The organism is Rhodococcus sp. NPDC004095 (genome assembly GCF_053604015.1).
Genome location: NZ_JBSGGS010000005.1, coordinates 386,196 through 408,358, shown reverse-complemented (window position 1 = coordinate 408,358; position 22,163 = coordinate 386,196). Strand labels below are relative to the sequence as shown.

The window sequence follows — 22,163 nt, the reverse complement described above, 5'->3', positions numbered from 1 at the left end:
TGATACGTACCGACTAGCGCACGGTTCGCGCCGAGCTTGTGCCCGTTCGGGCAGTGCGAAGGGGCACGTTCAATCCACCCCTTCACTGTCCACGTGAGCCTTGCCACCGTTCGATCATACGTTCGATGCCGTGGTAGCGTCACTACCCAAGCGGGGCGGTTCTACTGCGACTCGGAGGGAAGCCGAAACGCGGTGTTCCACCCCGCTGTTATCTGCCGCATTATCCTGTCGCTCAACCTGCACCTCGTTGCCAATCTAATTTGGGCACAGGAGAATTGAGGGGTATCGACCTGCCCAATCCCGTGGCCGGTCTCCTCACGACTCCGGAGTCCCGCCATGCGCGAGTCAGTCGACCCTACCTACAGCACCCCGTACACTCCCCCGGACTACGATCTCGACGGCCAGGAGCCGCCCGATCCGTGGTTTCCCCCGGATATTCCAGATCCCGCACCCCCACAGCCGGCCAAACGGCGAATTCGAGTTCGATACCTGGCGTTCCTCGCCCTCAGGATCATCGCCTCCCTTTTCGTCACCGTGACAGTCAGCCTGGTCGGAATGACGCTTCCGTACCGTTGGCACGAGATGGAAGACACCCCGTTCATGCGCGACAATGCGCAGCAGCCGGTCATCTACGAGTGGGTGGATCTCGACCACATCAGTCGAAACGCACTCGCAGCGGCAATCGTGCTGGAGGACATCGACTTTGGCTCTCGGGTGATGGCGTTCAACATCGGCAAGTTCATCGATACGGCTCGAGAACACATGGCCGGTCACAACCCAGACGGTGGCTCGACGATCCCGCAGCAGCTCGTCAAGAACATGTACCTCAGCGAGGATCGTTCAGCGTGGCGCAAGGCTCCCGAGGCCTTGCTCTCTATGGCTATGAGCTTCACTGTGAGTGACCGCAGGATCATGGAGCTGTACATGAACTACGCCCAGTTCGGACCGCGGATCTACGGCGTGTGCGCCGCGTCCTGGTACTACTTCAACAGTCCCCCTTGGGACATGACTGAATACCACGCAGCACAGCTCATGGCGATCCTGCCGCTTCCTAGCGAGGCCAGGCGTGCCGTTGGTGGTGGCCTCTATGTCCTGGGCGAGAAGTCGAGTGCCGAGTTCAACTGGAAGGTCTACACCAAAGCACCGAACGATCTGGCGTTTGTCGGAGGATACAAGCCACTGATGGAGAGGATGGGGATCGACGACGACGCTGCGGATCATGCCGACAGTCGCGGCGAGGGGTCGTGCTCGACTATGCCGGCTGGCATCAAGGCGCTGCTGGAATCGGAGGGGGCACGGTGAATCAGAACGAGCTCTCCTTGCGCATGGAGCTGGTACGAGCGATCGCGTGGACACGGCCCCGTCCGCTCGATCATGCAGTGGTGCAACTGATCGCAACTAAAGCAAAGGACATCACCACGATGTGCAGGTACGCACGGATGGTGATGTCGAATGAGCAGGCACTTGGGATAGAAGCCAACTTCGCCAACGTGGAGTGGTGGCTGGATACGCTCGGATGACTCGAGACGGCGTCGAGGGCTGGGCGATGTTCTATCTGCCACTAGGCGGGCTCGACCCGACACCCTTCTACCTTGCGCCGATACGGGGCGGGATCACGAATGTGACTTGGTACGTGTCTAACGGCGATCATCGTTGGGCGATGAAAACCGTCAACCGGCTCAAGATCGAGCCGAAGTGGTGCTTCTTTTGGGATCAACGGTCGGTGGCGAAGTACGGGGGTCGCTAGCTATACGTTCCTCTTGCGCTGCTCGGTCAGAAGGTAGCCGAATATACAGTGACTACACTCGCCGTCGAGCTGCGGTGAACAATAGCACTCTACGTTGCCGCCCACCACATAATCAGCCCACTTCTTCTTTTCGGTGTTGAATAGGTCGAGAAGCTCTTGCGCGTCGGCATCAAACCTCGCGTCTGCTTGCGCTTGCGTAATTTTGCCTGATACGAAGTCACGCCCTGTTTTAGCACGCGATAGATCAAAGCGCAGTATTGCCTTGCGCATTTCATCATCTGACTTAGGTTGGGTCATGACTTCTCCGTGATCGGCGGATCAATCGCGCTATTAGCCCACGTCATCAGTTTTAGGTAATTCTGAACATTCATACTGTCACCGTCTTTCAGGAATCGATGAAGCGAGGCGTGGGGGATTCCCGTACCCTTCGATAGCTGACGTAGCGAGATACCTTGCGTACTGAGGTACCAGCGCAGTGCCCTACCTATATGCGTTTCTTTGCTCATACACTACTTCCTTTCGTTTAATCGTTTATGTACCGAGTAAGTTACAGCCACAGCTGCCATCGCCGTCAAGAATAGTCTCAATCGCCATCTCAGTGAACCCGACTCCTTGTAGGTATGAAAGGGTTTCACTGTCGATCCGCACCCCAAACATGAATTGATGCATCTGTATCGTTAGCCATGTGATCATGACTCACCTCGTAGCTTTTTACGTTCTGCTTCGACAGCCTCGATGGGCACGGCAATATTTGGCGACCCGGCGTTCATCACATTGTTCCCGCCATACTTCACCGCGCTTTCCTCCAGCCTATCCAGTACCGCTTCCACCTGCTCTTTCACATCAGTGAGTTCACCACCAGCACTATCCCAGCCTTGCTTGTATGCTCGTTTCTCTGCTTTTTTGATTTGCTTGTCGGCACCAGCACGCGTCATATTTAGCTCATCAACTTTCATCTCATAGCGGTCTTCGAGAAACTTGATCTTCGCTAGGTTCAGCTGTTCGGCTATGCCTATTTGCTTGTTGGTGTGGGCGGCGATGTTCTGCATAGTTTTATCTAGCGTGCGCTCAACGCTCACTTGCTCGTGAGTACTACACGTATGGGTTAGCCATAGCCAATCAAGCGCGATCTGTTCTCGTAGCTCTGCTTGTGTATCACTCATAGTAACTCCAATAGATTGTCATCCAGTATCTTCTTTTGACTAGGTGTTAAGTCGATAGTGTCGAAGGCAGGCAATAGATCGTTATCCTCCTTTGATTTGGTGAGTTGGACATCGTGATAATAAGCCGACAAGTCCATGCGGATTCGCACTGCACGATCAGACAAGCACCCCTCATCTTCACAAGCTTTTCCATAGGCCGCGAGTACCTCGTGTACTTGGCTAATTCCTACTGACTTTGCTTCTCTCGCTGCTTCATCTAGTTGGGATTGATGCCAGGATAGGATAGCTTCTTTACCGTTACCGTTCCATCCTTCGCCATGTGCAAAGTACTGGTCTGGAATCTTGTCTAGCTCACCTTCTGTGGTATTTGTAGCTGTCATTACTTACCCCTCTTTCTACTGAATCTGACCCCATTTACGGTAAATATGTGACTGCTACTCTTGTGGCGCTTTACCGGAGTGAACCACTCTCTGTCATCACAAAGCTGTCCCGGCAGGACATGAGTCTCGGCAGCCCACCCACTTTGGCAGTTGCCATTTACCCATATGTTCGTAAGGAAGCCACAAGCTGTACTCCCTCGCTCTTCAGTCGGCTCTCGAAGTTCAAAGATCGTTCCGGCAGCTAGCTGCGGCATATCCTTCTCTAAAACGTACAGTGACCCAGCTTTGTATCTGTCAAACATGCTCATTACCAATCTCCTCTCAGTAGTATTTTTCTATCGGTTGGGGTCATGCCGTTCCGCCTTCTGCCGTCCCCAGGATCGGCACATCTTCATTGATTACTCGCATCCCCTTGAGCAGTTTCTCTCCGATGCTGATCGCTTGCTTGCAGTCCTCTTCCGGCGGCTTCTGTCCGCCCGTCCATCGGTCGGCATATGCCCGGCTCTCTGCTTCGCTCATCAGGTACGTCAAGCCGGCCATCTTGAGAGCGATGTGAGCTGCCGTGTCTACGACCCACTCGGCGCGACCGCGGTGCTTCACGTACTCCTCGTGGAACTCAGGCTTGGTATGGCCTGCGAGGATGTGCGCCGCTTCATGCAGCCTGGTCTTGTCGGGGAACTTCGCGATCGGGTTGACCGCGACGATGTTGCCGTAGCTGTACCCCTGGCAATTCCCGTCGTCGTGGATGAACGGTTCCTCGATGATCGAGTTCTGTTCAAACAGTTGAGGGATGCTGTACTCAGGTGACTCCCACGGTGGCATGTCGTCGCCCTGTGTCTGATTGACTCCGAACCAGCACTTCGTCAGCGGGAAGCCGACCAGCTTCTCTTCCTTCTCGCCGGTCTCTTCGTTGAGCACCTTCTTGAAGGCAGGACGGCGGATGTAGTGCGCCCGTTCGCCTTTGATCACGGAGCGGTTGAAGTCGTTGTTCCAGCGAGGCAGGGTGTTGCCGAACTCGTAGAGGCCCTGGACCGCGAGGAGCACCATGTTGCCCATGCTCAGACGGATCTTGTAGCGGTTGTACGTGTCCCCGGCCTCGCCAGGCATCTTGAGGATCTGCTCTAGCGTCTCGGCGGCGGTGATGTTCTCAAGGTGCGGAGGTACTTCGGCTTTCGGCCTGTTGAAGGAACGGCCAGCCATTAGGCACTTAGCCTCCGCTTGGCTTCCTTTGCATATTCCCCAGTCCGGTCGTCAATATGAATCTCAACGACCTTGGATTCCAAACACCAGTAGACCCGTTGAGCGCGTCTGCCGCCCCAACCTTCGAAGACGAATACAGTGTCGCCCTCACGTGGGATGGTAGTTATATCACCCTCCCAGACAACCATTGACTCATTCGGCCGATCGACTGTGTTGGCAATAACCTGCACCCTCATGACTCGGCCCCCGGCAGATTCTCGCCCAGGTACTTGACCGGATCGTCAGCGATGACCATCTGCATCAAATGCTTCTCGTAGCACCTCACATAAACCGGCGCGGCCGAATCTTCACCATCTCCGTCTACATAAATTCCGTCGATATAATCGAGAGCCTCAGATTGAGTCCCCCACAGCGCCATGGCGAAGTCGCGGTTGAAGATAATACATTCGACTCGGCCGAAGTTAAAGGCATCCTGTACTGCATAACTGGCCCCTGCTCCCGCATATAGCGTCCATCCACCATCGATAGCGATTTGTATGGCTCTTTCAAGTACTTCGCGATCGCTCATCACTCCCCCTCCACCACATCAACCACGATGATGTGCGGACTCGAGAAGCTCTCCGACCACTTCCAGGTCTGCCCCTTCGCCTTGAGCCGGCGGTTCAGCTCGATCTCCTCGTCATCTGTTGAGAAATCAGCGGCCCTCTCCATACGCTGGATCAGCCGGGCGGTGCTCATACCCACGAACTTGCGGCGGATCGTCTCTTCTAGGGTGAGTTCATCGTCGGGCTTCGAGTTGAATGCTCGGTCAGCAGCCAGTGCGTCTTCGGCCGGCTCTTCCTCATCCCCCAGTGGACAACCCACAGCATGAGGTTCGGCGACGTGTGATCCACAAGCGTTGCAACGGTTCTCGTCGCCGTAGGTGGTCTCAGGTTGTTGGAGCCATAGGTCGGACCAGCCTTCGACCGGTTCACGGTCCTCGCGCGTCTCGACGTAGTGTGCGAGCTGAGCCATCCACATTTGCATCTCGTCGACGCCGAGTCGTGCAGCTATGTCAGCGTCGTAGGCAATTTCGTCTTCTAAGCCCTCTACGAGCGCGCCTGACGAGGCCAAGGCGTACATCGCGCTTCGTTGTCCATCATGAATCAAAGAAGCCAGTACACGCGCTCCTGCGTGGCCGATGGGGCGTTCTTCTTCTGCGGCCTTCTGGATTTCCAGGTTGACTAGGTCTTCATCGCCAAGGCGGCGTTCATGTTCGTTTGGTTGTTGTCGTTCCATACACTCCTCGTCTGATCTGTTCTAGTAGTTTGTTGTTAGCGGGCGTTCTCACGGGTTCGATGACATCCATACGCTTTATCGCAGCCTCCGCCTGAGTCACTGCCTCTTGCCGATCCGCGAACCTCCCGACATGGAAGTGCCGACGCTTGTGGTAGACGCGGGCGTGCCACTTCCCTTTTCTCTTGTCGAAGTAGACCGATACCGTCATGGCTTCGTATCTCCACCGGCCATCATCTGTTGCTTGATCACGTAGTGGATCGGGACTCGAACGGCATTCTCGAACGTCGAATCCATGCAGACCCACTTCTCGCCGTTCCACCAGATCATCGTGTCGATCCTCCACTCGGAAGCCGGCTTGTTCCTGAAGTCGCCGTAGTCCACTAGAAACGAGGCCGACTTATCGCCTTCGAACTGGTCGAGCACTCGGTGACTAGTCATGAAAGCCCCCTGACTCGCAAATCTGTTCTGGCATCTTGCTTCTGACCATGTCGAGCGCCTCTTGCTCAGCTCGCTGGACCGTGACGTTGTGGGTCTCGCGTGCATCGTCGTCTGCTGAGATGCGCAGGAGTGAGGCGAGGCGCTGAGCTTCTTCGGGGGTGAAGGTGAGGGTCATCGCAGGAACTCCACAACGGCAAGTTGGTTCAGCTGTACCTCCCATGCGCTCCCGTAGTAGATGTCGTAGTCCGGCTCGTCATCGTTGTCATTCCAACTAGCGGCCCACTTCTCAGGCTTGAACCGCTCAGCCTCTACGCCGTCGGCGTCGACGTATACAAGCAGGTTTCCCCGGCTGTACCTGTGCGTGTCCTTCACGTCGATGATGTCCGACCAGAACTTCTTGAACAGGTTCCATGCCTCAAGGCGATCGTTCGCCCGGAGGAAGTAATGCTCCTCGGTGCGGTCGCTGTACGCGCCCTGGTTAAGGCTTACTTCCCAGAGCGTTGGTTTGGTCTCGATTTTGTAGTCACTCATCCCGCAACCTCCAGTAGCTCGGGGTTGTCGTGGATGTTGCCTATGACTTCGAGCTGGCAAGTGATGTCCTCGGCCAGCCAGAGCCGCTTGCTCGGTCTCCACGTCCCAAGACACTCGTCACCAGAAAACTCGAGCCAGGAGTGGACGAACCCTGCGGACTCGGCATTCCACTTGAACTGGCCGCGCCCGATGACACGAGGTTCGGTCGAAAGCTCAAAGGCGCTCGCGTAGATGCTGCCGACCTCCCACAAGGCGACGATATCGCCTTCGTAGATCTCCACGTCGTTCTTGTCAGTGAGTCCGGTGTACTGACGTCGGGCAATTACTCTGCCGTCTAGTCGCTTTGACGCGAGGCCAGTGCTCTCTTCGAGTTGGTCCAGGGTGTACGGGCAGTGATAAATCTCGCCGTCGAGGCTCTGGATGAGGTAGTCGAACTTGATCTCGCGGTTCATCTAGCGCCCCACCCCGTGCATCGCGGCGAGGTCGTCGGATATCTCCTGCCCCGTGCCAAGGCATCCGGTTGGCTGGAGGTTCGAGATCACCCGGCCAGATTCGAGCGTGTAAGTGCAGCGGTACAGCGGAGCGTCGCTCGATGGCGTGAGGCCTACCTCCAGGCCGACAATGAGGCGCGGGTTGATCGGTGCCGGAGCGGAAGCAACTGGAGCTGAGGGCTGAGTAGCCTGCGGCTGCGGGATCTGCTGAGGTTGGCCGGCTGATGCCTGCGCACCACGCTCGACGACGACCACGCGCTCTTCAACCTGCTGGATCGCTGCGGCGTTCTCGTCGGACTTCTGCTCGACCTGGCCTACGCGCTCGTTCGCCTGGGCGATGTCGCTCTCGGTTTTCGAGATCCGCTGCTCATGGTCTTCGACCTTGACGTCGAGTGGGGTATCGCTGGCGTCGGTACTCGTGACTGCGTTGAACGCTGCGACAGACGATGTTCCGGCTACCACGAGTCCGGCAACTATGATGAGTTGCAAACCTCTACTCGATTTCATCATGCTATTCAGTTGTTTCACATTCATGCTTGATTCCTTGCTTAACTTCTACAAATGACTATGAGCCATTTCGTACTAGAAGTCAATATGAAATCGTGCAATGACCTGTGGAAAACTATTTTAGGACTTTTTCAAAATGGTCTCGGTGAGCGCCGCTACGATGTGCGGATGTCCTTGAAGGTTCTTGCTTGGGTGGCCGGCATCGTTGGTGTCGTCGTGATCGGGGTGTTCGCCGTGGTGGGCCTCGTCAGCGGATGGGGCGTCGGACAGTTCGGACCGCTCGCTGCGTGGGTGTCTGGAGCGCTCACCCTGGCCGCCGTGTCTGTCTCGCTATGGCAGGCCAACGAAGCGAAGCGGAGGGCGCTCGAAGATGCCGAGAAGGCGGAGAAGCGGCTTCAGGAAGAGCGGAATCGGCACGCACAGGAACTTGAGCGGGCCAGCCAACAAACTGCGGACGTTGAACGGCGGCACCAGGAACAGCTGAAGGTGCAGAAGGAGACGCGCCAGATCGAATCAATCCTCCCGATCTGGCACGCGGTTGCAGACACGCGTCAGTGGTACTTCGCGGTCTACAAGCACGGGATCGAGCAGGCCTACAGAGGGATCATCGCCCCAAGTGCTTCGCGTCCACATGCCGGACGAGACAAGCTGACTGAGTTAGAGGCTCAATGGAGTGCCCTCGCCAACCAGCTCGATCTCCACTTCGAACGAGCGTTGCTGCTGAATACACAGAAGAACGTGGTAGCTCAGCTGGAGTACACCTATCGAGACTTCCTTGCTCTAGGCGACGCGATCAACGCCACGTTGCACAGCGTAGGACAGCACACCCCACCGAACACGGAAGCATCTGACGCCTTAGTGAAGAACATGGCCAATCACCGAAGAATCATGCTTCAACTGATGCGCTTCCATCTGACTCAAAGTCCGCCGATCACCTTCCGCTCGTACGAAGACCTTCTCGATCGAAGCGGACCAGTAGACCCAACTGCCGAGTTCACGAAGGTCGAGGAAGTGGCGCCAAGGCCGGACGCGGACGGGGCTAGCACCGAGCCTGGGACGAACGCTACGAACCCGACACCTCACGCCACCGATCCGGCGTGAACCACGGGATGTCGAGCTGGTACTCATCCTCCAGGCAGTCGAGGAGTAGACGCGCCTCCGGCCCACTTATGTAGCCGGCCTCCGGCAGGCTATCCCGCCCGCAGCGAGTAGCCACCGCATCCGCCAAGATCCCGTTCTCGAAGACCACAGCGGTATCCGTGTCGACCAACATTGGCTTGTCGACGGCAGGGTCGTAGTCGGCGGTCAGTGTCTCGAGCGCGATGATCATGCGGGGTGAGGTGAAGACGAGCGACAGCACCATGTCCCCCGTCTGCATCTTGTCGGTCACCTTCCAGTACTTGCCGCCGTACTTCCCGGTGTACAGCTCCCGCAGCGCCTTCTTGTACGGTGCGCCCGCGCAGATATGAAGCCGCTTGCGTGCACCGAGCTTTGGCAGGAAGGGCTTGAGGGTGGGATCGAGCTCCATAAGGGAGAGTGTGTCATCCGGGAGCGGCCGAGCGTGATACAACGCGTGGCGTGAGCAGCACACTGACGGTTCTGTGGGACCGATTGAAGAAGCACTGGCAACGGTTCGCTATCGGGATCGCGGCTGTAGTGGTCGTGGTCTTCCTTGCCACATACTTCAGCGGAGTCATCTGGTTCCCCCGCTACACAGCAGATCAGTGGGCGGCGGCCGGCGGATGGGCTGGTGGTATCGGTGCGGTTGCCGCAGTAACCGTTGCTCTATGGCAGGCATCGCAAGCGAAGGCTCGGGCGGAAGCAGACGCAGTAGAGAACAAGAAGATCCAAGGCGATCTACAGAAGCGCCACGACGACGAGATCAAGGACGCTAATAAGCGCCTCTCCGATGAACTGGCTGCTGCCGAAGAGCGACACCAGAGTCAGCTCAAGAAGTCAGATGAACTACTAACGCAAGAACTCGACGAGCAGCGACGCATGAGGCAGGTGGACGCTCTTGGTGTCATATGGAACGCCATCGCCGCGATCGAGGTTCCGGCGAACAACATGACCGTACAACTCACCAGGGTCGCAAATGCTCAGTTGAGATACCTGGGCGCCGACCCCGGGACGCCGGCCTATGCCGACATCGAGGAGAAAGTCCGAAGGGCAGGACGTGACTTTGAAGACACTATCCAACAGTTCGCCCCGACCATGATGGCAGCCGAAATTTCGTTCACTACTGCGATGATGGTCGTTAACGAGCCAAACACGCTCGAGGCGCTGGAGAAGACCTACCAAGCGTTCGTCGACTTCCGAAAGATCATAAATGCGTCCGTACAAGACTCACTGGGCGAACGCATACCAGCCGATGTAGTCGCGATCAACGCCGCTAAGTCCAAGCTCAACAAGATGCGCGACCCCATGATCAAGACAGTGCGCGAACACCTAACCCGAAGTCGACCACTACGGAAGTTCGATACAGAAGCCATATAGCCCCCCTTCCGTAGCTATACGAAACCGACGTGCGCGAACCCAGTGCAATTGCTTGCTGCGACCGCTCCCTCTCCGAGTACTGGGTGCAAGCTTCCCGAACTGTATATGCGTCGCATTGGCCAGGTTGACGTAGCAGGGGGCAATGTATCAGCGCCTGGACTTAACGTCACATACAAGTTCTTTCGCGTCTGTTCACTTCATTCTTCATCCACAACGGGGAGGGGCTACTGACACGCGGTACAGTTTTGTTCGAAGAAGCGTCACACTCTCGCGAGCTCCGATCTTCACAATCAGACTGCTACTGATTTTTGCAAAGGTATTTGCATAAGGTCACTCACTTGATATAATGGAGGTATATCTAGACAGCGAACAGGACCGGCACTTGCATGTCGGTTCTTTCTCATCCCTTATACCCCGCACGCCGTTATCTAGACAGCGATTGGTATCTTCCATTTAATCACGACCAAGCTATTTCACCAATACCGAAACCATGCCATAATCACGTCATGGGCACTACCAAAACAGAACTCCCCCTCACTAATCGACGCATCGAGATTCCTCAAGAGCCGCTACCAACGACAGAGGCTGCACGCAAGCTCGACGAGGCCGAGAGAAAACGAACGCACAAAGTATTCCGCATATACGATCCGAAGCGCTACAATCAAAGTAAGCCGGGTAGTTCACCCAGCTAGCACCTTTCTTCAAACACCTACACCTCCCAACACATGAGCGCCCGTTCTTCCTTTCGGGCATGACACAAATACAAGTTCGCCCCCGCCAAACTAGCGGGGGCTTCTCGCTGTTAGTTGCTTATCGCTACCGCAAGCGCCAACCCGCTCACGATGAGTACCGTCACGCCCCATGAGTTCGCTATGACGCTCCGGGTGTTAGTGAACTGGTAAGCAGGACGTGATCGCCTAGCTGCGGTTGCGCGCCGGTTAGTGACCCTTGGTGGCCGAGATAGAATGTGAGGATTGAGTATCTCGCCGGTAATCACGTCAGTCAAACCGACTGATGTCTTGCGCGTTCGTGATGTCATATTAAGTTGTTCTCCGTTTAGCTTGATTCCACAAACTATTATGAGCCATTTACCCTAAAAGATCAATAATTTCTCCCCCGTTATCGCACCAAAGACTGTGGATAGCTATCGAGCGGCTCGACAACTACTAACCCCTCCGGTAACCGCGCCATAGATACCGCTGTGCGTAGTTCTCGCAGCCTCTCAGACGTTGTAGCCAGGAACACGATCTGCGGGAAGATGTCGCCGGGGAACTCATGAGAACGCTCGTAAGCGCGCTTGTATCGTCCCAGCTTTTCAACAATCTGCCGACGCCGTTCTGTCCCGAGATCAACCTCAATCCAGTGCGCGACCCGTTCAGCCCGCTCCCGAAGCCCAAGGTCTAGATAGAGATCAGGCCGCAAGTCCTCCCCCGCCACCATTAACCAACTATCCGGCTCCGTCGCGTAGTCGAGGATGTCGATAGCCCCCACCCGCTCTTGCTCCACGACCCGCACATACAGGTCTGCAATACAGAGCGTGTGCAGCTTGACCACCGTCGAGAACCTGTAGCGCTCATCGAAGAACAACCGCCAGCCCTTACGCCCGAGCTGGTAGCAGTACTGAGGCGATCCCCCACGCACACCGCCCGGCACACGTTGCTGCACGCGCGCCAGTAGATCAGCCTCAACCAGTCGCGTCAGCCGTCGCCGGCACTGGGTGTCCGTGGTCAGTTGATGGAAGACGAGAGCTTGAAGGTGAGCCGTCGTCAGCTGCCCGAACCTAGCGACCAGGCGCAGGATCTCCATGTCCCGGTGAAGAATCTCCATCCGAAGAGAGTACGGAGAGTCAGCGGCGGCCGCAGCCATACGGTCTCCCCTGGTCAGCCGCGCGCATGGTGTCTGCCGAGCAGGATGGTTGAAGGGGTGTAGACAGACAGGTCATATTGATACCAGTTAAGCACATTCGACGAATTATTCCAGTTATCCACAGACGTAACTACTTTGCGTCAAATCACTATTGATTATTTGCACTAAATGACTCATAATCGTTTATAGCAATCGACGCAGCACTAAGCGCTGGACAGCAGACCGTATTGCACGAGTCAAACATAGACGGGAGGGTTTGAGGTAGAGGTACATTTATATGAGTCAAGCGATAGAACGGTACAGACAGCGCCGGATGAGGTGGGGTCATGAGCTCATACGCATAACCTTCGGGGTAACACTCGTAGAGAAGCGAGCCATCGAGCTCTTGCAGGAAGAAGCTAGGGACAGAACGGGGCGAGACATATCGCAATCCCTGATCCTGCAAGACATGCTCGATCATCATCCGGACATGATCCGCATGAAGGCCGTCGCGGAGAAACAACTTAAACAGGAATCAAGCACACATGTCGAAAGAAGGAACGGAGGCACCAGCCACAACCGAAGCGCCTAGCGCTCCAGCCGAGAAGCAGCCGGCAAACCTCCAACTGATCCCCCCTGCGATCGCAGCCGCACTAGTCAAGCTCCAGGGCGAGGTAAAGACGATCATCAAGGGCGCGAAGAACGACCACTTCGGCAACACATACGCCGAGTTGAAGGACGTTCAAACGATGGCGCTGCCGCTTCTCAGCAAGCACGGCCTGGCACTCACCCAGTGGCCGCGTACCGAGGGTGGCAAGCACTACCTGCGGAGCTACCTGGTGCACACGTCAGGCGTCGGCATGGTCGACGACATTGATCTACTACTCACCAAGAACGATCCGCAAGGACTCGGTTCAGCCATCACCTACCAACGGCGCCAGACCACCATGGCAATTCTCGGCCTATCCGCCGAGGACGATGACGACGGAAATAAGGCGGCCAATCGACAGTCCAGGCCGACCGCTGACCAAATCAGCGAAGTTCGTCAGCTCTGCGTCGATCTGAAGTACCCACCAGATCAGGTAGCGGCTCGACTGGTCTCACTGCGCACAGAGGATCATGCAACTGTCGCAATCGCCAACCTTCGGAAGAATGTGAGCGAGCGCGCCAAGCAAATCAACGGCGAGAACGACGCGATCCCAGTCTTCACCGGAAGCCGTGATCAAGTGGTTCCGATCGAGGTCACAAACAAGGCGAGGGAGAAGTTCGGTATATCGACCGATGACGAATCGACCGTGGATAACCTGCAATCGCAGATGGTCGAGTTGCCGATCAGTCAAAAGGGCAAGCGGTCTCTAGTGCGGCATGTGACGGGCAAGCCGTTTCTGAGGAACTGCACTCACGAGGAGCGCGTCAGTGTCGCGGAGGCTATCGATGCCATCAAGGCTGGGACATTCGAGATCCCGCCTGAGTGGGATGAGCCAGACGTAACACCACCAGAAGCAACCGCGTGAGACCGCAACGGAGCGGACCACCCAACTAACTAACGCCGTGCTCAGCACGGAGGACTACATGCCAAAGAAGGGAATCACAGAGAAACAGTTCAACGAGGTAATCAGACGCGACAAGGCAGACGAGCCGGACGACGTGATCAGCGCCCGAGTAGGCGTCAAGCCGTCGACCATCAAGGCGATCCGCCAGGCGAAGACCTATGCGGAATACGAGCGCCGTCGCAAACTGCGCACACGCCGAGTGTCTGCGGAGAGGGCGCTTCACCCCGCACCAGCGCCCGTGAAAGCAGTCGCCCCAAAGCAGGCGATCGCAGCGCCAGCCCTGATGAAACCACTAGGCCGCCCACCACGAGCAGCCGGCCAGGTCCCACCAGAGGTTAAGAGGGATCTCGACGTGATCAGCAAGCACTCGATCAAAACCGGAAACCGACTAGATACACACATCAAGAACTACGTGGGCGTCTGGGATCAGTTCTACGACCAAGAGTTCGCTCCACTCTGCAAAGACTTCCGAGAAGTGAAGGAAGCGGTAGCGCAGATCCAGCGGCGCGATGCGGCCGAGGCAGCAAAGCGCCGCAAGTTCAACAAGACGTTCATCGGTCGGATTGTGAAGCGGTTCTCCAGGTGAGCGGCACGAAGGCCGGAGGGTTGAAAGCAGCCCGGAAGAACAAGGAGCTTCACGGCGAGGACTTCTATAAGAAGATCGGCGCTAAGGGCGGGGCTACTCCAACCCAGATACCGAAGGGCTTCGCGGCCAACCCCAAGCTGGCGAGTTTCGCTGGGACAAAAGGCGGACACAAGAGTCGTCGAGGTAAATCAACGAAGAAGGAGGTGATAGATGAGCAAGTTTAAAGTAGGCGATAAGGTTCGGTGTATCAATCCGTCTTCGCCATCTCAACCGTATGCCGGTGCAGGCTGGGAAGTCGGTCTCACTTATCTGATCAATGAAGTGAGTTCTTATAACCGTGGCGAGAGCGACACCTGCTATTACGGCGGGAAGGGCAACTGCGGAGTGTTCAGCGAGTACCTAGAATTAGCAACAGAAGGAGGTGATATGCCATACCAACGACGAACATTCAAACAACTCAAGGACTCTGTGACAGTCAAGAAGGACGCTCGCTGGCAAGAGGCGTGTGACGACGACACACAGGAGTACATCCTCCTCGACCAGTCGTTCAACAAAGATCCACAACAGACACAACGCATCTACGACCGCTCGCTAGTCGAGGACGACCCCAAGAACTTCGTGGAGGTCTTCAAGGTCTCACCTGAGTACATGACTCGCGAGGAGCTGGACCAGTTCGAAGCGTTCAAGAAGGTCCAGAAACCAACCAAGGCACCGGTTGCGCGCAAACGAGCGGCCCGTTCCACGAAGGCAACCAAGGCCGCATAGTGGCCGCCGTTGATTACCGCGAGACCCTGGTCACCTACCTGCGTAGCGAGACAACTGGGGAAGCCGCGAAGACTCTCGGGATCAGCCCAGCGTCGCTCGCGGCGCGCATCAAGATCCTGCGCAAAGCTGGGGTCAAGGTGCCGAAGAAGACTGGTCGAAGGTCTGGCCTTACTCAGATCGAAGTCGCCCAACTGAACTCGATCATCAATAGGCACGAGCGAGAGGCCGCGAAAGCGAGCTAGGCGTATGCAGGAGAGTCTCTTTACTGCGGCACCCCAGCCAGAGAAGCGCCCCATCCCCCGCACGAAAGCCGGAGAGGTGAAGGCGTCCGACCTCAAAGCTATCCAGTGGTACAAGCTGCAGCACGGGCTAAAGCTGGTGGCACCAGCTGCCTTCCCGACCTACCGGTTCAAGACCAGTGACGGCGAGGAGCTTGAGGTGCATCTGTCCGACATACAGGACGAGTACCGAGAGTTCCGGCAGTCGACCTACGGAAAGCGGCAGGCAGCATGATGGCCGCAGCCTTAGTCATCGCAGCAATAGTGCTCGCCAGCTGCTCGGCCGCCGTGCTCATCATCATGAGTCGAGTTTTCAAGGAAGAAGGTGAGATACGCAAACAACAGAATAAAAGGAGAAAGAAGTAGATGTACGAATCAGAATCAAGAAGCAAGATCAAGATGTGGACTTCACTCGGCCTAACCGCCGTCGTGGTTCTACTCGGGCTCATCACCCTGTTCAGCTCAATGCAGAGTGTCGGCACCGGCCAGGTTGGCGTCGTCACCAACTACGGACGGGTGACCGGTAGAGAACTCAGCGAAGGCCTGTCATGGATTGCGCCGTGGGGTGTCGAGGACGCTTCTCTATATGACGTGAAGACCCAGAAGGAAGAGCAGAGTGCAGCCGCAGCGACGAGCGACCTCCAGGACGTGTCAGCGACAGTGGTTGTGAACTACCACATCGAGCGTGGCAAGGTTTCGAACATCCACCGAAGCGTTGGCGTGAACTACAAGGACGTGCTCGTAACTCCTGCCATCCAGGAAGTCTTCAAGGCCTCATCCGCGAAGTACACCGCAGTCGAGCTTCAGCAGAACCGCGACAAGGTGAAGAGCGATGTTGTGGTTGGCCTCAAGAAGCGACTTAGCGATCGAGGGATCGTCATCGAAGACGTCTCAATCACGAATCTTCAATACAGTCCCGAGTTCACCAAGGCGATTGAGCAGCGCCAGGTAGCGCAACAGAACGCCGAGCGTGCGCAGTACAACCTTCAGCAGGCTCAGCTCGACGCACAGAGTCAGCAGGTGCAAGCCGAGACGCTGACCGACAACTACCTCCACCTCAAAGAGATCGAGAATCAGAACAAGGCGATCGACAAGTGGAACGGGCAGTTACCAACGACCACGGCCGGTGACAACGGCGGTCTGCTGTTTAACATCCCAGCGAGCAAGTAGGTCATGGCGCGAGTCGTCGCCTACATCCGCGTCAGCACAATCAAGCAAGAAACCGAGAACCAGCTCACCGGCATTCAGACGTACGCCACGAGGGAGAACCTTCACATCACGGAGATCGTCGGTGAGACGATCTCGGGCTACAAGAGCACCATCACCGAGCGGAGGTTCAGCGACGTACTCGATAGCCTCGCGGAGGGCGACACGCTCATCGTCAGCGAGACTAGTCGTATCTCTCGCCGCCTCATAGATGTTCTGAACATCATCCAGCAGCTCATCGACCGCGGTATCCGCGTCATCACCGTCAAGGAGAACATCGTCTTCAAGGACGACATCAACTCCAAGGTGCTGGCCTTCGCCTTCGGGTTGTCTGCCGAGATCGAGCGCAGTCTCATCTCGGCTCGGACCCGCGAGGCGCTGGCGCGTAAGAAGGCTCAGGGCGTCAAGCTCGGCCGGCCAGTAGGTTCGTCGACTCCCGACAAGCTCAAGCTTCATGGCGCAGACGAGCAGATCCTTGAATGGCTGGAGCACGGCGTGTCCAGGACCGCGATCGCATCCATGCTTGACGTGAACCGGAATACGTTGGCTCGCTACATGAAACGGCAGGAACTGGACAAAGAGTTGCTATGGCGACGCTTCCAGAAAACCACCGATAAGAAGATGTAGGCGGCAGACGCTACACCGAGTGCTAGATAGAACCTCGAATGCTCCGTCAAGCGCAACCTCGACTTTTCCACAAGTCAAATCGACAACACCGGATCGGCGAAGTCTGTGTCGTACCGCGCCACTACTCTCCCCCGCATGACACACACGGCGAAGGACATCGCGTCCTGGATGGTCGAGCAGATCAAGGCTGAGGAGGCCGTCTACCAGGAACACATCGTTCACGAGATCACCGAGAAGTTCGGCGAAGAGTGGGAGCACGCCAACGAACGAGGCAACCCCGCGATCCATCCGACCATCCTGCGGGAGTTCGGGAAGCTCAAGAACGGCGAGATCGAATGGGAGCGCGGTGATCGGAGGTGGGTCACAACTAACTAATCGCGGCTATGCCGCAAGGTACAACTGAAAATGGTCAAGACAATCACAATCAGCGACGAAGCGTACGAGTTCATCCAACGTACTGCGCACGAGCTGGAGACCCAGAACAACCGGCACACGGACACCCCGATCTTCCGCATCTACGAGAACCAGAAGGTCGAACGCCGTGATGGTTGCGGCGAACACATGGCCCGATTGGATTACGAAGGCGCTGAGGAGCATTGGTGCGATACCTGCAAGAAGATCTGGAAAGAGACAGACTGGGACGAGGAGGCTCTGCCACCGCTAGGCGAGGAAGGTTGCTACTGCGACTCACTTGACGACGCGCACTGGACCTACGCCGTGAAGCTTCTGCCGGCCATTGGTGGCTACGACGGCGTTGCCTTCCTGACCGAGAAGGCCGCCGAGGAGTACCGCGAGGCGAACCACTACCACTTCACCGGTGGCGGAGTTGTCTACGCGGAGAGCGCGTTCAGGAACCACGAGCTGAGGCCATTGATCGCGGTGATCAAGGAGATCGCGAAACCGGAGGCGAAGCTATGACCGCTCCCCTCCCCGTCACCGACTACATCGACTTCGCCCCCTACGACATGCCCGTCGCTGACCGACGCAAGCTCGACGTGGGCGACATCTACATCAACCAGGTACGGCACATCACCTGTGGCTGGTACATCCGCAGTCGGAACCGTCACGAAAACCAGACGTGTAAGTGTGGAGGCCTCTCGATCGACGGCGGCAGCTGGTACACGAAGGTCAGCGGTGATATCGAGAACGCTGAGTACCACGTGGTGCCGTACAAGCACATCGAGGCCAGCCCGTGACGGCTGCCGTGGTCCAGCGGGACGACTGCTACCTTCCACGCATGTGGGACATCGGGAGCGGCCTGAGCGCGTTGATCGGCGCAGTAGTCGGCGGTACTGCGACATTCGCGGGCACCTGGCTGAACGTCAAGCATCAAGGCAGACAGGCTGTCCAGGCACGGCGAGAAGAGAGGATCAATCGCCGCTACGCAGTTCATCAGCAGATGGTCACGGCCACATTCGCATTCGGTGAGATCACCCGCAAGGTGGCCTACGACTACCACGACGATCGTTCCGCGATGCCGGCCGACCTTGTTCAGCGCTACCACAACGCGTGGGAAGAGTTCCAGGTTGCACAGGCAGGAGCCCTCTTGGCTGGACCCGCAGCGCTGAACGAGTCATTGAGAGCGCTCGATGACGCCGCGTCTGCCTACTCCGGCACGGTGGACAAACTGCTGTCAGGGACGCGGACCCAGAAGCCCGATGGCCAACGCGACGCATTCTGGATCAGCACGAACAAGTACATCGCGGATGCCCGCGAAGCATACGACGGCGATCTGATGCCGCAAAAGTGAACTAACAGGCGGCTCGAACCGCCAAGGAACAACTGAATATGAAGAAGATCCAACTAGCCGCTGCTCTAATCGTGACGGCAGCCATCGCATCTACTGCGACTGTCGCTGCCGTGAGGTACTTGCCGTGGACAGTGAACATCTACTCGGTCTCCAGCAACGAGGTGAACAACTGCGACGGAGCGGAGTGCTACCCGCGGACCGTCAGCACCTTCGATGACCGTGGCAACAAGTGCTACGTCGTTACAGGTCGTAGGAACAGTGATACTCCCCCAAGTATCAGTTGCGTGAGGATGCGCTGATGGGCGAACGTTTCCCCCTCGAACACGGCCCCGTCACCAAGGCCACGGTCGAAGCCATCAGCGCGCTCAAACACCTACTCAACCCAGAGACGTTGTCGGACAAAGAACTTGATCGAGCCGAAGTGCTTCTAGAAGACCTCATGACCGACACAGCGCAACTGGGCGACAAGGTTCGCGCCGAGAAGCAGCGGAGGGCACAGTCATGAGCAGCGACATCACAATCGCCAAGCTCAAGACCATCGCCGATATCAGTCAGTCGTTTGAGACGAAGCAACTGTGCAACGTGATGATCGAGTACATCGAGGCAAATGAGCCCGAGAGTAAGGAGTTCGGATTCAAAGGCGGTGAAGAAGTAGAGGTGGAGTCATGACCCTCCCCCACACCATCGACCAAGCGGGTCAGCCGGCCAGGGACAAGCACAGCCCCACCGCACAGTGCACGATCATCCTGAAGCTCCTGAAGAGCAAGGGATCTGTCACCAACTACGAGCTGCTTCGGATGGGTATCCCCCGGTACTCCGCTCGGATCTACGACCTCCGGGACGAGGGGCACAAGATCGTCACCGTCTACATCGGATCAGGTCGTCGAAACGTCGTCGACATCATGTTCCACAGGCCAGCACGACAGCTCTACGAGTTCAGGCTGGTGGAGCTGGCGTCATGAGCCGCCGTCCACGGCTGAGAACCCTCGGGCTCCTTCTCGTCGACGCCTTAGTCACGACGGTCATACTCATGATCTGGACGATCATCGCGTTCGCCATGGCTGGACTGTTCGCCTACTGGTTACTCCTCCACATGCGCTTCTTCTAGCGCCCAGGTTCCGTAACGGGACTCGACGTCGGACACCCTCTATATGATTGGCCTCGGCCGACGAGAGGATCTACCGTGACCGACCCGATCAAGGCAGCGATGCAGGCTGCGACTGAAGTCAACCGGCGGCGAGTCGCTGATAGCATTCGGCCCGCTACCGATGCCTTCTTCACGTCGCCCTCCATCCGGGATGTTCTCGACTCGTTCGCATTCAAGAACCTCATGGGCGACCGCTACTTGATGCAGGGGATCTTTGACGCAGGCCGCGTCAGCCTGCTCCCTCAGTACAACTTGCATCCAGATCTCGCCGGCATCGGCGATCTCGCGTCAGTGTCAGTGCTTCCGTTCCAGCAGTCGGTGATGGACTCAATTCCAGCAATCAATGACATCTGGCGGCAGAACATGCCAGACATCATGCCGATCGATTCGGCGCTCATGAGCGGATTGATCGACTCTAGCCAGATCGGCTTCGGCATCCAGGAAGTCTTTGACGCTCACTCTCTGGTACCTGACTTCGGTGAACAGATCCGAGCGATTACGGGAGACTTGTTCAACACCCAAGAATCTTGGCGCGAGCTTCAGTTGCAGACATCTGCGACGATCGGAGCCATCGCTCAGAACTCCGGAGTCAGTGTCATCGCCGCGAGCGGGCTCGGTGACTCGTTCGGCGCAGAGTTTGCAGACGCCATGCGCACCCTCGTTCCTCAGTTTGACGTCTTCCCGGACTTCTTCGGCCTCAAGGACTTGGCGGACAATTTTGTCGACCAGGATCTCCTTGATGCAGTGGAAGATCAGCTCGCATCTGATCCGAGCAGGCTTGCGGCGTTCAACGTTGCAGTAAAGACGATTAGGAAGCGCCTGAAGGTCTCTAAGGAGACGGCCCGGAAGATCGTTATTACGACCATGTACATCACCAGCTTCGCGGTGACATTCTACGTTTTACAGTACGGACCGGAGGATGTCAGTGGCACGCTTAGCAACTTCCTGACTGCGGGTGGATTCTCAGTTCCCGGTGGAGCGCATCACGCAATCAACAAGGCGTTCAAGAAGTCCTGACTTCTCCATCATCTTTATCCACATGTGGAAAAGATTGGTGTTGCATTCTTCCTGCAAATGGCTCATAGTCTTTTACAGGAGGGGAACATGAACAACCAAGACAAACCATCGTTATTATCACAGCACCAGTTGCACTTCGAGCACGGGGACGACGTACCGTTTCTACGGATGATCGGCGCGTACAAACGCTACCGCCGACAGCGAGCCGCACGACAGCCAAAGGAGGCAGCCAGTTAGGGACGGGATCACCTTCTACCTAACTTTTGCACTGCTCATTGTAGCTGTCCCAATCATCGGACTCGCTTTGAAAATTAGACACCGCTAGTTGCCCGCAAAACCCCGTCTAGAACGGTAAGACCGCGTGACTCCACTCACGGCAACAGTGGTTATGGATGACCTGGCACCTGGTCACCTAGCTCGAATGCTATGCGAGGGCATTCGAGGCACTTTGAAAACTTGGATCATCATGACTATCACGGGGGACGAGTTTCGCCCCTTCTACCTTTCGGCAAGACGGGCCGGCAAACCTGAAACACTTAATCGTTTTTAGCAACTACCTTTGCCGGTCCCGTGATGGTCGTGATGATATCCAGCCATGGGGACGATGCAGACGGAGCAGGTTTCGCTCGTAACTTCGCCCTTGTGACTGGGGACTTGATCGGGAACCCACCCGCTCGATCGAGTCCTCTATCTAGACGATTCACCGATGCAAAACATGGAAGCGGCCCTCCTTGGTTTATTCGCTTCCACTGCTTGATTCCGGTCGGTGGATCTTCCAGACGCTACCAACAACTAAATAGAGGAGACAACGTGGAACACCTATCACCCCTTGAACACGACGATCCAGGCCGCGAGGCGCGAGTGCGCAAGCTCGGAACCTACGTCATGTTCGAGCACGTCATGAACGCTGTCGACAAGGCAGTAATCACCCGCGATGTCGCCGTGGAGCAGGCAGCGACGCTGTACGCGGAGATCATGGGGACAGCAGAATGACGGCCCCCTTTGGCGAGGTACCGCCATCCCACCAGTACGAACTCATCTCCCCCACTGACTGCTACGCGGACCTTGATCGGCATCAAAAGCGCGATCTCCGTGCGCATCTGGCTCGTGTCGTCATGACGAACCTCGCGATCATGTACGAACTCACGGACATGCTGG

34 protein-coding genes are annotated in these 22,163 nt (G+C 56.8%); 21 read left to right on the top strand and 13 right to left on the bottom strand.

The window, feature by feature from the left end; translation table 11 throughout:
- The first annotated feature begins 336 nt into the window (after nucleotides 1-336).
- The gene (locus ACWEPG_RS12635; RefSeq protein WP_452594487.1) at nucleotides 337-1,302 is read left to right on the top strand and encodes a transglycosylase domain-containing protein; all 966 of its coding nucleotides are present in this window, start codon (nucleotides 337-339) and stop codon (nucleotides 1,300-1,302) included.
- Complete coding sequence (locus ACWEPG_RS12630; RefSeq protein ID WP_452594486.1) at nucleotides 1,299-1,520, top strand: hypothetical protein; 222 nt, start codon at nucleotides 1,299-1,301, stop codon at nucleotides 1,518-1,520. Before ACWEPG_RS12635 ends, ACWEPG_RS12630 begins: the two co-directional genes overlap by 4 nt.
- A 227-nt stretch (nucleotides 1,521-1,747) precedes the next feature.
- Here the strand turns inward: ACWEPG_RS12630 and ACWEPG_RS12625 are convergent, their stop codons facing one another.
- The 11 genes from ACWEPG_RS12625 to ACWEPG_RS12575 all read right to left on the bottom strand — a co-directional run bounded on the left by ACWEPG_RS12625 (nucleotide 1,748) and on the right by ACWEPG_RS12575 (nucleotide 7,762).
- On the bottom strand, nucleotides 1,748-2,044 hold the full coding sequence (locus tag ACWEPG_RS12625; RefSeq protein WP_452594485.1) for a hypothetical protein: 297 nt from the start codon (nucleotides 2,042-2,044) through the stop codon (nucleotides 1,748-1,750).
- A 392-nt stretch (nucleotides 2,045-2,436) separates the two neighbouring features.
- Nucleotides 2,437-2,826: a hypothetical protein gene (locus ACWEPG_RS12620; protein ID WP_452594484.1), complete on the bottom strand. Its 390-nt coding sequence runs from the start codon at nucleotides 2,824-2,826 to the stop codon at nucleotides 2,437-2,439.
- Nucleotides 2,827-2,906: 80 nt separating this feature from the next.
- On the bottom strand, nucleotides 2,907-3,290 hold the full coding sequence (locus ACWEPG_RS12615; protein ID WP_452594483.1) for a hypothetical protein: 384 nt from the start codon (nucleotides 3,288-3,290) through the stop codon (nucleotides 2,907-2,909).
- Nucleotides 3,291-3,638: 348 nt separating this feature from the next.
- Nucleotides 3,639-4,490: a hypothetical protein gene (locus ACWEPG_RS12610; protein ID WP_452594482.1), complete on the bottom strand. Its 852-nt coding sequence runs from the start codon at nucleotides 4,488-4,490 to the stop codon at nucleotides 3,639-3,641.
- 232 nt (nucleotides 4,491-4,722) lie between these two features.
- Nucleotides 4,723-5,058, bottom strand: a complete 336-nt coding sequence (locus ACWEPG_RS12605; RefSeq protein ID WP_452594481.1) for a hypothetical protein — start codon at nucleotides 5,056-5,058, stop codon at nucleotides 4,723-4,725.
- A complete protein-coding gene (locus ACWEPG_RS12600) occupies nucleotides 5,058-5,768 on the bottom strand; it encodes a hypothetical protein (protein WP_452594480.1) in 711 nt (236 codons plus the stop codon). The genes ACWEPG_RS12605 and ACWEPG_RS12600 overlap by 1 nt, the downstream gene beginning before the upstream one ends.
- 204 nt (nucleotides 5,769-5,972) lie before the next feature.
- A complete protein-coding gene (locus ACWEPG_RS12595) occupies nucleotides 5,973-6,191 on the bottom strand; it encodes a hypothetical protein (RefSeq protein ID WP_452594479.1) in 219 nt (72 codons plus the stop codon).
- 7 nt (nucleotides 6,192-6,198) lie between these two features.
- Nucleotides 6,199-6,381, bottom strand: a complete 183-nt coding sequence (locus tag ACWEPG_RS12590; protein WP_452594478.1) for a hypothetical protein — start codon at nucleotides 6,379-6,381, stop codon at nucleotides 6,199-6,201.
- Entirely contained in the window at nucleotides 6,378-6,737 is a 360-nt protein-coding gene (locus ACWEPG_RS12585; RefSeq protein WP_452594477.1) for a hypothetical protein, read from the bottom strand. Before ACWEPG_RS12585 ends, ACWEPG_RS12590 begins: the two co-directional genes overlap by 4 nt.
- On the bottom strand, nucleotides 6,734-7,189 hold the full coding sequence (locus ACWEPG_RS12580) for a YopX family protein (protein ID WP_452594476.1): 456 nt from the start codon (nucleotides 7,187-7,189) through the stop codon (nucleotides 6,734-6,736). Before ACWEPG_RS12580 ends, ACWEPG_RS12585 begins: the two co-directional genes overlap by 4 nt.
- Nucleotides 7,190-7,762, bottom strand: a complete 573-nt coding sequence (locus tag ACWEPG_RS12575; protein WP_452594475.1) for a hypothetical protein — start codon at nucleotides 7,760-7,762, stop codon at nucleotides 7,190-7,192.
- A gap of 33 nt (nucleotides 7,763-7,795) precedes the next feature.
- Here ACWEPG_RS12575 and ACWEPG_RS12570 point away from each other — a divergent pair, with 33 nt between their 5' ends.
- The gene (locus ACWEPG_RS12570) at nucleotides 7,796-8,836 is read left to right on the top strand and encodes a hypothetical protein (RefSeq protein WP_452594474.1); all 1,041 of its coding nucleotides are present in this window, start codon (nucleotides 7,796-7,798) and stop codon (nucleotides 8,834-8,836) included.
- Here the strand turns inward: ACWEPG_RS12570 and ACWEPG_RS12565 are convergent.
- A complete protein-coding gene (locus ACWEPG_RS12565) occupies nucleotides 8,799-9,263 on the bottom strand; it encodes a hypothetical protein (RefSeq protein WP_452594473.1) in 465 nt (154 codons plus the stop codon). The genes ACWEPG_RS12570 and ACWEPG_RS12565 overlap by 38 nt on opposite strands.
- A gap of 50 nt (nucleotides 9,264-9,313) precedes the next feature.
- On the opposite strand from ACWEPG_RS12565, the gene ACWEPG_RS12560 reads away from it, so the two are divergent.
- The gene (locus ACWEPG_RS12560; protein ID WP_452594472.1) at nucleotides 9,314-10,231 is read left to right on the top strand and encodes a hypothetical protein; all 918 of its coding nucleotides are present in this window, start codon (nucleotides 9,314-9,316) and stop codon (nucleotides 10,229-10,231) included.
- Nucleotides 10,232-11,350: 1,119 nt separating this feature from the next.
- Here ACWEPG_RS12560 and ACWEPG_RS12555 read toward each other — a convergent pair.
- Nucleotides 11,351-12,058, bottom strand: coding sequence for a replication-relaxation family protein (locus ACWEPG_RS12555; RefSeq protein ID WP_452594471.1), 708 nt, complete (start codon nucleotides 12,056-12,058; stop codon nucleotides 11,351-11,353).
- 563 nt (nucleotides 12,059-12,621) lie between these two features.
- On the opposite strand from ACWEPG_RS12555, the gene ACWEPG_RS12550 reads away from it, so the two are divergent.
- The 17 genes from ACWEPG_RS12550 (at nucleotide 12,622) to ACWEPG_RS12470 (ending at nucleotide 21,998) form a co-directional block, all read left to right on the top strand.
- The gene (locus ACWEPG_RS12550) at nucleotides 12,622-13,590 is read left to right on the top strand and encodes an ERF family protein (protein WP_452594470.1); all 969 of its coding nucleotides are present in this window, start codon (nucleotides 12,622-12,624) and stop codon (nucleotides 13,588-13,590) included.
- 58 nt (nucleotides 13,591-13,648) lie between these two features.
- Entirely contained in the window at nucleotides 13,649-14,215 is a 567-nt protein-coding gene (locus tag ACWEPG_RS12545) for a hypothetical protein (protein WP_452594469.1), read from the top strand.
- A complete protein-coding gene (locus ACWEPG_RS12540; RefSeq protein ID WP_452594468.1) occupies nucleotides 14,212-14,439 on the top strand; it encodes a hypothetical protein in 228 nt (75 codons plus the stop codon). Before ACWEPG_RS12545 ends, ACWEPG_RS12540 begins: the two co-directional genes overlap by 4 nt.
- Complete coding sequence (locus ACWEPG_RS12535; protein WP_452594467.1) at nucleotides 14,426-14,980, top strand: hypothetical protein; 555 nt, start codon at nucleotides 14,426-14,428, stop codon at nucleotides 14,978-14,980. Before ACWEPG_RS12540 ends, ACWEPG_RS12535 begins: the two co-directional genes overlap by 14 nt.
- Entirely contained in the window at nucleotides 14,980-15,222 is a 243-nt protein-coding gene (locus ACWEPG_RS12530; protein WP_452594466.1) for a hypothetical protein, read from the top strand. Before ACWEPG_RS12535 ends, ACWEPG_RS12530 begins: the two co-directional genes overlap by 1 nt.
- Nucleotides 15,223-15,226: 4 nt before the next feature.
- On the top strand, nucleotides 15,227-15,493 hold the full coding sequence (locus ACWEPG_RS12525; protein WP_452594465.1) for a hypothetical protein: 267 nt from the start codon (nucleotides 15,227-15,229) through the stop codon (nucleotides 15,491-15,493).
- Nucleotides 15,494-15,624: 131 nt separating this feature from the next.
- On the top strand, nucleotides 15,625-16,428 hold the full coding sequence (locus tag ACWEPG_RS12520) for a prohibitin family protein (protein WP_452594464.1): 804 nt from the start codon (nucleotides 15,625-15,627) through the stop codon (nucleotides 16,426-16,428).
- A 3-nt stretch (nucleotides 16,429-16,431) separates the two neighbouring features.
- On the top strand, nucleotides 16,432-17,091 hold the full coding sequence (locus tag ACWEPG_RS12515) for a recombinase family protein (protein WP_452594463.1): 660 nt from the start codon (nucleotides 16,432-16,434) through the stop codon (nucleotides 17,089-17,091).
- A gap of 135 nt (nucleotides 17,092-17,226) precedes the next feature.
- Nucleotides 17,227-17,466, top strand: coding sequence for a DUF6953 family protein (locus ACWEPG_RS12510; RefSeq protein WP_452594462.1), 240 nt, complete (start codon nucleotides 17,227-17,229; stop codon nucleotides 17,464-17,466).
- 30 nt (nucleotides 17,467-17,496) lie between these two features.
- Nucleotides 17,497-18,009 carry a hypothetical protein gene (locus ACWEPG_RS12505; RefSeq protein ID WP_452594461.1) on the top strand — a complete coding sequence of 171 codons (513 nt, stop codon included), beginning with the start codon at nucleotides 17,497-17,499 and terminating at the stop codon, nucleotides 18,007-18,009.
- Nucleotides 18,006-18,287: a DUF7695 domain-containing protein gene (locus ACWEPG_RS12500; RefSeq protein WP_452594460.1), complete on the top strand. Its 282-nt coding sequence runs from the start codon at nucleotides 18,006-18,008 to the stop codon at nucleotides 18,285-18,287. Before ACWEPG_RS12505 ends, ACWEPG_RS12500 begins: the two co-directional genes overlap by 4 nt.
- Nucleotides 18,288-18,328: 41 nt before the next feature.
- The gene (locus ACWEPG_RS12495; protein WP_452594459.1) at nucleotides 18,329-18,841 is read left to right on the top strand and encodes a hypothetical protein; all 513 of its coding nucleotides are present in this window, start codon (nucleotides 18,329-18,331) and stop codon (nucleotides 18,839-18,841) included.
- A 298-nt stretch (nucleotides 18,842-19,139) separates the two neighbouring features.
- Nucleotides 19,140-19,346, top strand: coding sequence for a hypothetical protein (locus tag ACWEPG_RS12490; protein WP_452594458.1), 207 nt, complete (start codon nucleotides 19,140-19,142; stop codon nucleotides 19,344-19,346).
- Complete coding sequence (locus ACWEPG_RS12485) at nucleotides 19,343-19,510, top strand: hypothetical protein (RefSeq protein WP_452594457.1); 168 nt, start codon at nucleotides 19,343-19,345, stop codon at nucleotides 19,508-19,510. Before ACWEPG_RS12490 ends, ACWEPG_RS12485 begins: the two co-directional genes overlap by 4 nt.
- Nucleotides 19,507-19,803: a helix-turn-helix domain-containing protein gene (locus ACWEPG_RS12480; protein ID WP_452594456.1), complete on the top strand. Its 297-nt coding sequence runs from the start codon at nucleotides 19,507-19,509 to the stop codon at nucleotides 19,801-19,803. The genes ACWEPG_RS12485 and ACWEPG_RS12480 overlap by 4 nt, the downstream gene beginning before the upstream one ends.
- A gap of 221 nt (nucleotides 19,804-20,024) precedes the next feature.
- Complete coding sequence (locus ACWEPG_RS12475) at nucleotides 20,025-21,005, top strand: hypothetical protein (protein WP_452594455.1); 981 nt, start codon at nucleotides 20,025-20,027, stop codon at nucleotides 21,003-21,005.
- Between the two features lie 810 nt (nucleotides 21,006-21,815).
- The gene (locus ACWEPG_RS12470; RefSeq protein WP_452594454.1) at nucleotides 21,816-21,998 is read left to right on the top strand and encodes a hypothetical protein; all 183 of its coding nucleotides are present in this window, start codon (nucleotides 21,816-21,818) and stop codon (nucleotides 21,996-21,998) included.
- Nucleotides 21,999-22,163: the final 165 nt, after the last annotated feature.

Coding starts and splice junctions, on each gene's coding strand:
- ACWEPG_RS12585 (WP_452594477.1), bottom strand. CDS start 6,737: ATGAGTGACTACAAAATCGAGACCAAACCAACGCTCTGGGAAGTAAGC.
- ACWEPG_RS12515 (WP_452594463.1), top strand. CDS start 16,432: ATGGCGCGAGTCGTCGCCTACATCCGCGTCAGCACAATCAAGCAAGAA.
- ACWEPG_RS12590 (WP_452594478.1), bottom strand. CDS start 6,381: ATGACCCTCACCTTCACCCCCGAAGAAGCTCAGCGCCTCGCCTCACTC.
- ACWEPG_RS12545 (WP_452594469.1), top strand. CDS start 13,649: ATGCCAAAGAAGGGAATCACAGAGAAACAGTTCAACGAGGTAATCAGA.
- ACWEPG_RS12500 (WP_452594460.1), top strand. CDS start 18,006: ATGACCGCTCCCCTCCCCGTCACCGACTACATCGACTTCGCCCCCTAC.
- ACWEPG_RS12510 (WP_452594462.1), top strand. CDS start 17,227: ATGACACACACGGCGAAGGACATCGCGTCCTGGATGGTCGAGCAGATC.
- ACWEPG_RS12535 (WP_452594467.1), top strand. CDS start 14,426: ATGAGCAAGTTTAAAGTAGGCGATAAGGTTCGGTGTATCAATCCGTCT.
- ACWEPG_RS12575 (WP_452594475.1), bottom strand. CDS start 7,762: ATGAATGTGAAACAACTGAATAGCATGATGAAATCGAGTAGAGGTTTG.
- ACWEPG_RS12520 (WP_452594464.1), top strand. CDS start 15,625: ATGTACGAATCAGAATCAAGAAGCAAGATCAAGATGTGGACTTCACTC.
- ACWEPG_RS12495 (WP_452594459.1), top strand. CDS start 18,329: ATGTGGGACATCGGGAGCGGCCTGAGCGCGTTGATCGGCGCAGTAGTC.
- ACWEPG_RS12555 (WP_452594471.1), bottom strand. CDS start 12,058: ATGGAGATTCTTCACCGGGACATGGAGATCCTGCGCCTGGTCGCTAGG.
- ACWEPG_RS12485 (WP_452594457.1), top strand. CDS start 19,343: ATGAGCAGCGACATCACAATCGCCAAGCTCAAGACCATCGCCGATATC.
- ACWEPG_RS12615 (WP_452594483.1), bottom strand. CDS start 3,290: ATGACAGCTACAAATACCACAGAAGGTGAGCTAGACAAGATTCCAGAC.
- ACWEPG_RS12480 (WP_452594456.1), top strand. CDS start 19,507: ATGACCCTCCCCCACACCATCGACCAAGCGGGTCAGCCGGCCAGGGAC.
- ACWEPG_RS12605 (WP_452594481.1), bottom strand. CDS start 5,058: ATGAGCGATCGCGAAGTACTTGAAAGAGCCATACAAATCGCTATCGAT.
- ACWEPG_RS12490 (WP_452594458.1), top strand. CDS start 19,140: ATGGGCGAACGTTTCCCCCTCGAACACGGCCCCGTCACCAAGGCCACG.
- ACWEPG_RS12635 (WP_452594487.1), top strand. CDS start 337: ATGCGCGAGTCAGTCGACCCTACCTACAGCACCCCGTACACTCCCCCG.
- ACWEPG_RS12610 (WP_452594482.1), bottom strand. CDS start 4,490: ATGGCTGGCCGTTCCTTCAACAGGCCGAAAGCCGAAGTACCTCCGCAC.
- ACWEPG_RS12505 (WP_452594461.1), top strand. CDS start 17,497: ATGGTCAAGACAATCACAATCAGCGACGAAGCGTACGAGTTCATCCAA.
- ACWEPG_RS12550 (WP_452594470.1), top strand. CDS start 12,622: ATGTCGAAAGAAGGAACGGAGGCACCAGCCACAACCGAAGCGCCTAGC.
- ACWEPG_RS12565 (WP_452594473.1), bottom strand. CDS start 9,263: ATGGAGCTCGATCCCACCCTCAAGCCCTTCCTGCCAAAGCTCGGTGCA.
- ACWEPG_RS12625 (WP_452594485.1), bottom strand. CDS start 2,044: ATGACCCAACCTAAGTCAGATGATGAAATGCGCAAGGCAATACTGCGC.
- ACWEPG_RS12525 (WP_452594465.1), top strand. CDS start 15,227: ATGCAGGAGAGTCTCTTTACTGCGGCACCCCAGCCAGAGAAGCGCCCC.
- ACWEPG_RS12600 (WP_452594480.1), bottom strand. CDS start 5,768: ATGGAACGACAACAACCAAACGAACATGAACGCCGCCTTGGCGATGAA.
- ACWEPG_RS12570 (WP_452594474.1), top strand. CDS start 7,796: ATGAGCCATTTCGTACTAGAAGTCAATATGAAATCGTGCAATGACCTG.
- ACWEPG_RS12580 (WP_452594476.1), bottom strand. CDS start 7,189: ATGAACCGCGAGATCAAGTTCGACTACCTCATCCAGAGCCTCGACGGC.